The following is an 11,172-nucleotide window of genomic DNA, read 5'->3' as shown; positions in this document are numbered from 1 at the left end:
CGCCCTACTTCACGGCGATCTGCGCGATGACCGGACTGCCCGCCACCGCCGGCAGCTTCGCGATCTTGTCGCTCGTGACGTACGAGTACTTGTCGAAGAAGGTCGGGACGATCGGGAAGTCCTCCAGCACGGCCTCCTGCGTCTTCGTGTAGTACCCGTTCGCCTCGTCCTGGGACCCGGCGGAGTCGGCCTTCGCGAGCAGCGAGTCGACGTCGTCGGACTGGTAGTAGCCGGTGCACGGGGAGCAGCCGCCGGCCGTGGTGAACAGCGCGCGGAGCGTGTTCTGCTGGCTGATGTACAGCGCGCCCCAGTGGCCGAAGTGCGGACCGGCGACGGTCTTGTCGGTGAGCTCCGAGTAGTACGACGCCCAGTCGGTGGTGGCCTTCGCCTCGGCGTCGACGCCCAGGTTCTGCCGGATCTGGTTGGCGTACGCCTCGTACAGGGAGTCGAGGCCGGTGCCGCCCGGGTAGACGAGCGTCATGGTGCCGTCGAACCCGCCGGCGCTCGCGAGGAGCTTCTTCGCCGCTGCCGGGTCGAACTCGCAGGCGTCGCCGCAGATGCCCTCCTCGGTGCCGGACATCGACGGTGGGGTCAACGCGGTGGCCGGGTCGTACAGGCCGCCGTAGATCGCGTCGTTGACCTCGTCACGGTCGATCGACATCGAGATCGCGCGGCGCACGTCGGGGTCGGAGTACCGGTCGTCCCACAGCGGGAACCCGAGGTAGTCGATGCCGGGGGCGTCGAAGGAGTGCAGGCGGTCACCGAAGTCGGCCTTCGCGCTCGTCATCTTGTCGGTCGGCAGGAACAGCACGTCGGCGTTGCCGGCCAGGACGTCCGTGTAGGCGGTGTTCATGTCGGAGTAGCTGCGGAAGGTCACCTCGTCGGTGGCGGGCTTCGTGCCCTCGTAGTCCTTCCACGCCGTGACGGTGAACTCCTGGTCCGCCTTCCACGCCTTCGTCATCTCGTAGGGGCCGTTGCCGATCGGCTTCCTGTCGTACGCCTTCAGGTCGTCGTAGGCGGCCTCGGGCATCGGGTAGAACGCCGTCTGGGCCTGGCTGAGCTGCAGGGGGAACTGGCTGTCCGCGTGGGTGAGCGTGACCGTGAAGGTGTCCTTGCCGGTGACCTCCAGCCCCGACATCTCCTTGGTCTTCGGGGTGCCCTTCGCCGGGTTGAGGTCCGTGTACCCGACGATCCCGGCGAGCTGACCGCTGTTCTCCCACGCGTTCGGGCCGTAGGCGACGTGGTTCCAGGCCTTCACGTAGCTCTCCGGCGTGACGGCCTCGCCGTTCTGGAACGTCCAGCCGTCCCGCAGCGTGATCGTCCAGGTGGTGGCGTCGTCGCTCTCGACGCTCTTCGCGGCGACGTCCTGCAGATCACCGTCGGCGTCGGTCTGGGTGAGCGGCGCGAAGACGCTCATCACCTGGTCGAAGGCCACGGTCTGCCGGCCCGGGGTCAGGTGGTCGGGTTCGCCGGTCGCGTAGACCAGGCTCGAGGGAGCGTCGTCGGCCGCGCCGCCCGCCGAACAGCCGGTCGCCACCAGTGCCAAGGTTGCCGCCGCGGCCAGCGCGGCGATCGTCCTGCGTCGCATGATCTCTCCTCGATCGGGTGCGGCCGGATCCCTGCCCGGTCGTCGTGGTGGGAAAGCTAGGACGGTTCGAATCCCGACCACAAGACTTCTTTCAATGCGCTCTGAGAGTTTTACCGCGCAGAAACACAGAAGAAACGACACCCGTCGCGCGACCGAGCCCGTTGTGCAACGCTCGGAGCATGCGCCACACACCGCACTTCCTGATGACCGACGTCGACGAGGTCCGACGCCTCATCACCGGGAACCCGTGGGCGACGATCGTGTCGCACACCGCGGCCGGGCTGGTCGCCTCGCACTACCCGGTGCTGCTCGAGGCCCCCGGCCCCGACGACGACCCGGACGCCCTCGTCCTGGTGTCCCACGTCGGCCGCCCCGACGAGCTCGCGCACGAACTCGGACGGCACGAGGTCCTCGTCGTGTTCCAGGGCCCGCACGGTTACGTCTCCCCCGCCTGGTACCCGCCGGAGCAGTTCGTGCCGACCTGGAACCACGTCACCGCCCATGTCTGGGGCACCCCCGAGCTCCTGTCCGACGACGAGAACTTCCGGGTGCTCGGCGAGCTCGTCGACCACTTCGAGCAGGTCATGCCGGAGCCGGTCTCGCTCGAGATCGACGAGGAGACCGCACGCCGGATGGCGAAGGGCACCGTCGGCATCCGGATCCGCGTCACCCGGTTCGACGCCCGCGCGAAGCTGTCGCAGAACAAGGCTCCCGAGGTGATCGACCGCATCGTCGCCGGGCTGCGCGGCGGCGGCCCCTACGCGTCGCCGGCGCTCGCCGCCGAGATGGAACGGGTCCGGTCCGGAGGGTCCACGACGGACAGCCGGGAGGCGCGATGAGCGAGATCCTGCTGCGCACCGTCCGCAGGGTGGGCACCTCCGGGGCCCCTGCCGACGTCCGCGTCGTCGACGGCCGGGTCACCGAGATCGCGCCGACCGGCACGCTGGACCCCACGGGCGTCGACACCGACGTGGTCGAGGCGGCCGGCGCCTGGCTCGGCCCGGGGCTCCGCGACCACCACACGCACTTCGACCAGTGGGCACTCGTCCGCCGCCGTGTCGACGTCACCGGCTGCGACTCCGCCGAGGCGACCGCCGACCTGCTCGCCGCCGTCGCGCGGGCGGGCGTGGCGGACCGCGTCGTGGTCGGACACGGCTACCGCGACGGGATGTGGCCGCGCCCCGCACGACGCGAGCTGCTCGACCGAGCCGCACCGGGCCTCCCGGTCGTCGTCATCAGCGCGGACCTGCACGCGGTGTGGTGCAACGCGCTCGCACTCGCGCACTTCTCGGCTGCGGTCGGCCGACCGCTCGAGGCGGGCGAGGACGGGGTCCTGCGCGAGCAGGACGCGTTCGACGTGACCGGTGCGCTGTCGCAGGTGCCGGACGACCTGCTCGACGCCTACGTGACGGATGCCGCCGAGGCCGCGGCGGCCCGCGGGGTGACGGGCGTGGTCGACCTCGAGATGCGCTTCGGGCTCGACCGCTGGCGCCGCCGGATCCACGCCGGCACCGACGCGATCCGCGTCGAGTCCGGGGTGTACCCGGCCGAGCTCGACCAGGCCATCGCCCGGGGGCTGCGCACCGGCGACGTGGTCGAGGGCACGCGGGGCCTGCTCACGATGGGACCGTTCAAGGTGGTCACGGACGGGTCGCTCGGCACCCGGACCGCCGCCATGACCGACGGCTCCGGCGTGCTCGCCTGGCCGTTCGAGGAGCTCGTCGCGATCACCCGCCGCGCCGTCGACGCCGGGCTCGTCCCCGCGATCCACGCGATCGGCGACCGTGCGAACACCCTGGCGCTCGACGTCTTCGAGACCGTCGGTGCCCGCGGCACGATCGAGCACGCACAGTTGCTCGTCGACACCGACGTCGACCGGTTCGCCCGGCTCGGGGTGGCCGCGTCCGTGCAACCCGAGCACGCCATGGACGACCGGGACATCGCCGACCGGCACTGGGCGGGGCACACCGACCGGGCCTTCGCCTTCGCCTCGCTCGCCCGGGCCGGAGCACGCCTGCTGCTCGGGTCGGACGCCCCGGTGGCGCCACTCGACCCGTGGGTGTCGATGGCGGCAGCCGTCGGGCGGGACCGTGACGGGCGGGACCCGTGGCACCCGGCCGAACGGCTCTCGGCACTCGTCGCGTGGCAGGGGTCGACCGACGGGCGCGTCGGCGTGTCCGTCGGCGACGTGGCGGACCTGGTGCTCGTCGAGTCCGACCCGCTCGCCGCGTCCTCGTCCGCCGCACTCCGTGGCATGCGGGTGCTCGGGACGGCCGTCGCGGGACGCTTCACGTACCGGGAGCTGTGAGCGGACGGGTGTGCCCGCGCCCGTGGGCTACTTCTGGTCCTTCGGGCACCAGTAGAGCTTCCGGCCGGCCATGTCGGCCATCCGGATCTCGGTGCCGCACACCCGGCACGGCTCGCCCTGGCGGTGGTAGACCCAGTGGCGGTCCTTGCGGGAGCGCAGGGCCTTCTTGTGGTCGGCCTCGGACAGGTCGTCCATCGTCATCATCAGGCCGTCGCGGACGCCGTCGTGCAGCAGCTTCGACCAGTCGGCCCAGAGCGCCTTCGCCTGCTTGACGGTGATCTTCTTGCCCGGCTTGTACGGGTCGATGCGCTGCCGGAACAGCAGCTCGGCGCGGTAGATGTTGCCGATGCCGGCCACGACGGACTGGTCCATGAGCAGCTGCCCGATGGCGACGTTCCGACGGCGGACGTTGTCCACGAAGGTCTTCTCGGCCTCGGGCCCGTCGTCGTTCATCGGGTCGGGGCCGAGCTTGTCGAGCGCGCGCTGCACCTCGGCCGGGGTCTCCACGACGCACGCGGTCGGGCCGCGCAGGTCGGCGACGGTGTCCTCGGTGAGGATCCGCACCCGGACCTGGCCCACCGGGTCCGGCGGGAAGGACTCGATCGGGTCCTCCGCCTTCTCCTGCTCGGCCATCCGGTACCGGGCGAGCCGCGGTGCGCCGATCGAGCTGAGCGACTCCTCGCGGTCGTCGTCGTCCGACAGCGCCTCGGCCGTGGAGATCACGCCGGCGAAGTCCCACGCTCCGTACAGCCCGAGGTGGACGCGGAGGAACAGGTCGCCCTCGAACTCCAGGAACATCTGCTTCGCGACGGCACGCGCGGCGATCATGCGCTTGCCGTCGAGCTGCGCGGCCCCGGCGGCGAAGCGACCCTGGGGGCTCGACACCTCGCAGCGCTTGCCGACGAAGTGCCGGGTGAACTGGTTGGCGATGCGGTGGACAGAGTGACCCTCGGGCATGACTACCGTTCTACCCGGTACCCCTGACGAGCCGGACTACGCGTCGATCTGGCGGCCGGCGATCAGCCCGGTGGTCTCGTACTCGGCGAGCTGCGCGATGCGGCGGGCGTGGCGCTCCTCGCCGGAGAACGGCTCGGCGATGAACAGGTCGACGAACCGGATCGCCTCGTCCTCGGTGTGCTGGCGCGCGCCGATGGAGATGACGTTGGCGTCGTTGTGCTGCCGGGCGAGCAGCGCGGTCGACTCGTTCCAGACGAGCGCGGCACGGATGCCCTCGACCTTGTTGGCGGCGATCTGCTCGCCGTTGCCGGAACCGCCGAAGACGACACCGAGGGCCTGGACACCGGCGCGCTGGTCCCGCACCACGGCGTGCGCGGCGTTGATGCAGAACGAGGGGTAGTCGTCGAGCGCGTCGTACTCGGTCGGACCGTGGTCCACCACCTCGTGCCCGGCTTCGGTCAGGTGGGTTGCGAGGGTCTTGTTGAACTCGAGGCCGGCGTGGTCCGTTCCGAGGTGGATGCGCATGGAACCGATCCTATTCCCGCGGCTCCGGGGCCCGGACCACCACGGACTACGGCGCTCGGACCACCACGACGAGGTACCGGGTGGGGGCCTCGCCCGGGTTGCGGTAGACGACGTCGGCGGGGTCGCCGAGCTCGATCCGGTCCCCCGCCGCCAGACGCGTCGGCTCGCCGCCGACGGCGACCTCGAGCACGCCGTCGACGACCCAGATGCAGTGCCGCAGGAACGCGTAGGCGGACGCCGGGTAGGCCACTTCGCGGCCGGCCGGGAGGCGCACCTCGGTGACGTCAGCGGGGAACGCCGCGCTCGAGACCGGACGGCGGCGGTACCCGGTGTCGGGATCGGTCCAGGAATCGGCGGTCGCGCCGCGCTGGACCCCGCGCGCCTCGTCGGGGTCCGTCACCCTGGGCACCTCGTGCTCCAGGGCATCGTCGAGGAGCTGCGAGATCGTCAGGCCGAAGGCACCGGACAGGCGACCGAGGATCGTCGCGGTGGGGCTGGAGACCCCGCGTTCGACGCGGTTGATCATCGCGCGGGAGACGCCGGACTCCTCGGCGAGCTCGGTGAGGCTCCACCTGCGCTCGGTGCGGAGGCGCTGGAGGCGTTCACCGAGCGCCCGCTGCTCGGCGACCGAGGTGTCGTCGGCGCCGGTTGCGGGATCGGTGCGCTCGTCGTCTACGATGTGAGACATGACGACAGCATATGCGACGAACGGGGTCGTGATCCGCGACTGCTCCCCGAGCGACCTCGACGTCGTGCACGCCCTGCACGTCGATGCCGTGCTGCACTCCACCGCCATCTGGCAGGACACCCCGCACCCGCGTGCGTACTTCGACGGGTGGCTCGCCGAGCGGCAGGGCGGCGGGTACCCGGTGGTCGTGGCCGAGGTCGACGGCGTCGTGGCCGGCTACGCCACGTACTCCCAGTGGCGGCCGCACCAGGGGTACCGGCTGACCGTCGAGCACAGCGTCTACGTGGTCGAGGCGTTCCGCGGCCGGGGCATCGCGACCACTCTGATGGCCGAGTTGGTCGCGCGCGCCACCGCCGAGGGGCGACACGTCATGATGGCCGGGATCTGCAGCACCAACACGGGGTCGATCGCCCTGCACGAGCGCCTGGGGTTCACCACGGTCGCGGTCGTGCCCGAGGTCGGACGCAAGTTCGACCGCTGGCTCGACCTGACGCTCATGCGCCTGCCGCTCGTCTGACGCGACGGGCGGGGCGGGCGCACCACGGGCCTCCCGGCCGCCCGTCGACGAACGGAACCCGGTTCCGGAGCGTCAGTCGGTGGTGTCGAAGACCGGGCCGACGGTGCGCGAGCGCTTGAGCTCGAAGAAACCTGGGTACTTCGCGACGGCGACGACGCCGTCCCACAGGTCGAGCGCCTCCTGGCCCTTGGGCGCCGGGGAGATGACCGGTCCGAAGAACGCGGTGCCCTCGACGGCGATGACCGGCGTCCCGACGTCCTGTCCGACGCGGTCGATGCCGTCCTGGTGGCTGGCGCGCACGGCGGCGTCGACCTCGTCCGTCCAGGCGTCCTCGAGCAGGTCGGCGTCGAGGCCGAGCTCCGCGAGCACGGCGGGGACGACCTGCTCCGGGTCGGACTCCTGGCGGTGGTGGATGTGCTCGCCGAGCGCGTCGTAGAGCGGCTTCACGACGTCCTGCCCGAGCCGGAGCCGCGCCGCCGTGACGATGCGCGGGTAGACCTGACCGGCGTGCAGGCGCTCCTTGTAGCTCTCCGGCACGTCCTGGTCCTCGTTGAGGACGAACAGGCTCATCACGTTCCAGGTCACGTCGAGGTCGCGGTGCTCGGCGACCTCACCCACCCAGCGGCTCGTCATCCAGGCCCAGGGGCAGTTCGGGTCGAACCAGAACTCCACGGCGGTGCGCTCGGTGGTGGGGTCGGTCGGGTTGTCCACAGTCGTCTCGGTCACGATCCGAGGGTACGCGGCGTCGCTAGGCTGGAACCCATCGTCCCGCCGGCGCACGACGCCGTCCGGGGCCCCGCACGCGGACACCGATCGTCCGCGTCCCCAGCGAAGATGGAGCGTTGCGTGCCCGGAGAGAACCTCACCCGAATCGAAGCCCAGGAGCGCGCGGCCGTCGTCGCCGTGCAGACGTACGACGTCGAGCTCGACCTGACCCGCGGCGCCGACAGCTTCGGCAGCACCACGCGGGTGCGCTTCACCGCCACCGCCGGCGCATCGACCTTCATCGACGCAATCACGAAGACCGTGCACTCGATCACGCTGAACGGCACGCCGCTCGACGTCGCCGCGGTGAACGACGGCGTGCGCATCCGGCTCGACGACCTGCAGGAGCAGAACGAGCTCGTGGTCGTCAGTGACGCGCTGTACACGAACACCGGTGAAGGCCTGCACCGCTTCGTCGACCCGGTGGACGACGAGGTGTACCTGTACTCCCAGTTCGAGGTCCCGGACTCCCGCCGGATGTTCGCGGTGTTCGAGCAGCCCGACCTGAAGGCCGAGTTCTCCTTCACCGTGACGGCGCCGTCGCGGTGGCAGGTCGTCTCGAACTCCCCCACGCCGGAGCCGCACGTCGACGGCAACGTCGCGACCTGGGCCTTCCCGCCCACCGCGCGCATCTCGAGCTACATCACCGCGCTCGTCGCCGGCCCGTACGAGGTCGTGCGCGACGAGCTGACCAGCCGCGACGGCCGGACGATCCCGCTCGGCGTGTTCGCGCGCAAGTCGCTCGCCTCCTACCTCGACCCCGAGTACGTGTTCGACATCACGAAGAAGGGCTTCGCGTACTTCGAGGAGAAGTTCGACGTCGCCTACCCCTTCGACAAGTACGACCAGCTGTTCGTGCCGGAGTTCAACGCCGGTGCGATGGAGAACGCCGGCGCGGTCACCTTCACCGAGACCTACGTGTTCCGGTCGAAGGTCACCGACGCCATCAAGGAGCGCCGGGTCGTCACGATCCTGCACGAGCTCGCCCACATGTGGTTCGGCGACCTGGTCACCATGAAGTGGTGGAACGACCTGTGGCTCAACGAGTCCTTCGCCGAGTGGGCCTCCACGATCGCCACGGCCGAGGCCACCGAGTGGACCGAGGCCTGGACCACGTTCCAGGCGATGGAGAAGTCCTGGGCCTACCGCCAGGACCAGCTCCCCTCGACGCACCCGATCGTCGCGACGATCAACGACCTCGAGGACGTCCAGGTCAACTTCGACGGCATCACCTACGCGAAGGGCGGCTCGGTCCTCAAGCAGCTCGTCGCATGGGTGGGCATCGACGCGTTCTTCGCCGGTGTCTCCGCCTACTTCAAGAAGCACCACCACTCGAACACCGAGCTCCGCGACCTGCTCGTCGAGCTCGAGGCGACGAGCGGCCGTGAGCTGACCGAGTGGTCGAAGCTCTGGCTCGAGACCGCGGGCGTCAACACCCTGCGGCCCGAGATCGAGACCGACGAGTCCGGCGTCATCACGTCGTTCACCGTCCTGCAGGAAGCCCCCGCCGACCACCCGACGCTGCGCCCGCACCGTCTGGCGATCGGTGTGTACGCCTTCCGGAACGACGAGTCCGCGCCGTTCGGCGCTGACACGGCCTCCGCCGGCGGCAAGCTCGAGCGGGTCCACCGCGTCGAGATCGACGTCGACGGCGCCCGCACCGAGGTACCCGAGCTCGTCGGCGTCCATCGCGGCGACCTCGTGCTGCTGAACGACGACGACCTGGCCTACGCCAAGATCCGTCTCGACGAGCACTCCCGGCGCACCGCGATCGAGCACCTCGCGTCGATCGCGAACCCGCTCGCCCGCTCGATCGTCTGGGGTTCCGTGTGGGACGCCACGCGCGACGCCGAGTCCCCGGCCAGCGACTACGTGCGCCTCGTGCTCGGCAACATCGCCACCGAGACCGAGTCGACGACCATCCGCACGACGCTCTCGCAGCTGCTGCTCACCGCACGCAACTACGTGGCACCGGGCTCGGTCGAGGCCACGGTCCGCACCGTCGGCGACACGCTCTGGCAGCTCGCGTCCTCGGCCGAGGCCGGTTCCGACGCGCAGTTCCAGTTCGTGAAGTTCTTCGCGCAGATCCCCTCCACGCCCGAGCACGTCGCGACCCTGCAGGGTCTCCGCGACGGATCGGTCACGCTGCAGGGCCTCGAGATCGACACCGACCTGCGCTGGGAGCTGCTCGAGGGCCTCGTGCTCACGGGCGCTGCGGACAACGCCGAGATCGACGCCGAGCTCGCCGCGGACAAGACCGCGTCGGGTGAGCAGGCCGCAGCCCGCGCACGGGCGACGATCCCCACGGCCGAGGGCAAGCTGGCAGCGTTCTCGTCGCTGGTCGACTCGTCCGAGCTGCCGAACGCCATCGTGCGCCAGACCACGGTCGGGTTCCAGCACGTGAACAGCCCGGTGCTGCTGGAAGGCCTCGTGCCGAAGTACTTCGAGGTGCTCACGCGCATCTGGGCCGAGCGCAGCTACCACATGGCGGACACCATCGTCTCGGGCCTCTACCCGGCGCCGCTCGCGTCGGCCGAGCTCCGTGACGCCGCCGCCGCGTGGCTCGAGGAGCACCCGGAGACGCCGGCGCTGCGCCGCATCGTGTCCGAGAGCCTCGCGGGCACCGAGCGCGCGCTCCGGGTCCAGGCCGCCGACGCCTGACCCCTGCTCTGATCCGGCGGGGTCTTGGTGTTCCTCCAGGGACGCCGAGGCCCCGCCGCTTAGCATCGACCGGATATGAACTTGGCTGCTACCACCGAAGACACGTCCAAACTGCTCTCGAACGCGTTCACGGACTTCGTCGAGACCTGGCAGGCGCCGATCACGATCGTCATCACGATCATCGCGGCGATCATCCTCCGGTTGATCTTGCGCCGGATGATCAAGCAGGTCGTCGACCGGATCGTCAACGGCGTCAAGAAGCGCCAGGGTGCCGCTGACACACAGGCCCTCATCGCGTCGCCGGTGCAGACGGCTCGGGTCGTCCAGCGCACCCGGACGCTCGGCAGCGTGCTCGAGAACCTCGCCACGGTCGTCGTCGTCGCGATCGCTCTCGTCATCATCGCCACTGCCGTGTGGAAGGGTGCCGCGGTCGGCATCGTCGGCGGTGCGTCCCTCGTCGCCGCCGGTCTCGCCGTCGGCGCCCAGTCCATCGTGAAGGACCTGCTGTCCGGCGTCTTCATGATCCTCGAGGACCAGGCCGGCGTCGGTGACGTCGTCGACACCGGGCAGGCCACCGGTGTCGTCGAGAACGTCGGGCTGCGCGTCATGCAGATCCGCGACGTGAACGGGATCCTGTGGTTCGTGCCGAACGGCCAGATCCTGCGCGTCGGCAACCTGTCGCAGGGCTGGTCGCGCGTGCTCGTCGACATCACCGTCCCCTACGACACCGACATCGACGCCGTGCAGGACGCTCTGCTCACGGCGGCCGTCACGATGTCGCAGGAGTCCCGCTGGCGGCAGCGGATCGTCGAGAAGCCGGAGATCTGGGGCCTGCAGTCGATCACCGACGCCGGCATGGTCTTCCGCCTGGTGGTGAAGACCCGCGCGTCGGAGCTCGACGTGGTCGGTCGGGAACTCCGCACCCGCCTGAAGCACGCGGTCGACGAACTCGGCATCACCCTGCCGGCGATGGCGATGATCATGCCCGAGGGCTGGGAGAACGCCACCTCGATCAACGGCCTGCGCACCGTCCGGACCCAGCCGACGCCGGCACCCACGAAGCCCCGGCGCACCAAGCGCAACATCCTCGGGCAGCCGATCCGCACGGACGACCCCGACAGCGGGAAGGACCCCCGATGACCGACCCCACACCCCCGAGCGGC

General features: G+C 70.4%; 10 protein-coding genes. 5 read left to right on the top strand and 5 right to left on the bottom strand.

The genetic code is table 11. The features are described 5' to 3' along the window. Positions 1 to 4: 4 nt before the first annotated feature. Positions 5 to 1,588: a peptide ABC transporter substrate-binding protein gene (locus OE229_RS07890; RefSeq protein ID WP_247737503.1), complete on the bottom strand. Its 1,584-nt coding sequence runs from the start codon at positions 1,586 to 1,588 to the stop codon at positions 5 to 7. A gap of 179 nt (positions 1,589 to 1,767) precedes the next feature. Here OE229_RS07890 and OE229_RS07885 point away from each other — a divergent pair, with 179 nt between their 5' ends. Further along, positions 1,768 to 2,427: an FMN-binding negative transcriptional regulator gene (locus tag OE229_RS07885; protein ID WP_262137320.1), complete on the top strand. Its 660-nt coding sequence runs from the start codon at positions 1,768 to 1,770 to the stop codon at positions 2,425 to 2,427. After that, positions 2,424 to 3,896, top strand: coding sequence for an amidohydrolase (locus tag OE229_RS07880; protein ID WP_263345202.1), 1,473 nt, complete (start codon positions 2,424 to 2,426; stop codon positions 3,894 to 3,896). Before OE229_RS07885 ends, OE229_RS07880 begins: the two co-directional genes overlap by 4 nt. A gap of 27 nt (positions 3,897 to 3,923) precedes the next feature. Here OE229_RS07880 and OE229_RS07875 read toward each other — a convergent pair whose 3' ends face one another. From OE229_RS07875 to OE229_RS07865, 3 genes are read right to left on the bottom strand one after another with little or no spacing between them, the layout of a single operon-like run. Continuing rightward, a complete protein-coding gene (locus OE229_RS07875) occupies positions 3,924 to 4,853 on the bottom strand; it encodes an Fpg/Nei family DNA glycosylase (protein ID WP_071246661.1) in 930 nt (309 codons plus the stop codon). A gap of 36 nt (positions 4,854 to 4,889) precedes the next feature. Then, positions 4,890 to 5,378: a ribose-5-phosphate isomerase gene (locus OE229_RS07870; protein ID WP_182064862.1), complete on the bottom strand. Its 489-nt coding sequence runs from the start codon at positions 5,376 to 5,378 to the stop codon at positions 4,890 to 4,892. Positions 5,379 to 5,424: 46 nt separating this feature from the next. Further along, entirely contained in the window at positions 5,425 to 6,066 is a 642-nt protein-coding gene (locus tag OE229_RS07865) for a helix-turn-helix domain-containing protein (RefSeq protein ID WP_262137316.1), read from the bottom strand. Here OE229_RS07865 and OE229_RS07860 point away from each other — a divergent pair. Next, positions 6,065 to 6,583, top strand: a complete 519-nt coding sequence (locus OE229_RS07860; RefSeq protein WP_259580945.1) for a GNAT family N-acetyltransferase — start codon at positions 6,065 to 6,067, stop codon at positions 6,581 to 6,583. The genes OE229_RS07865 and OE229_RS07860 overlap by 2 nt on opposite strands. A gap of 72 nt (positions 6,584 to 6,655) precedes the next feature. Here the strand turns inward: OE229_RS07860 and OE229_RS07855 are convergent, their stop codons facing one another. Then, on the bottom strand, positions 6,656 to 7,216 hold the full coding sequence (locus tag OE229_RS07855; protein WP_247737562.1) for a mycothiol-dependent nitroreductase Rv2466c family protein: 561 nt from the start codon (positions 7,214 to 7,216) through the stop codon (positions 6,656 to 6,658). A gap of 213 nt (positions 7,217 to 7,429) precedes the next feature. Between OE229_RS07855 and pepN the strand changes: the two genes are divergently transcribed. Both pepN and OE229_RS07845 read left to right on the top strand, forming a co-directional pair. Further along, positions 7,430 to 10,009, top strand: coding sequence for an aminopeptidase N (gene pepN / locus OE229_RS07850; protein ID WP_262137313.1), 2,580 nt, complete (start codon positions 7,430 to 7,432; stop codon positions 10,007 to 10,009). Positions 10,010 to 10,084: 75 nt separating this feature from the next. Continuing rightward, complete coding sequence (locus OE229_RS07845) at positions 10,085 to 11,149, top strand: mechanosensitive ion channel family protein (RefSeq protein ID WP_262137311.1); 1,065 nt, start codon at positions 10,085 to 10,087, stop codon at positions 11,147 to 11,149. The last annotated feature ends 23 nt before the right edge of the window (positions 11,150 to 11,172 follow it).

Origin of the sequence: Curtobacterium poinsettiae, assembly GCF_025677645.1 — a bacterium.
In the GTDB taxonomy this organism is placed as follows: domain Bacteria; phylum Actinomycetota; class Actinomycetes; order Actinomycetales; family Microbacteriaceae; genus Curtobacterium; species Curtobacterium poinsettiae_A.
The sequence above is the reverse complement of the archived record's forward strand: the minus strand, read 5'-3'. Positions and strand labels throughout refer to the sequence as shown.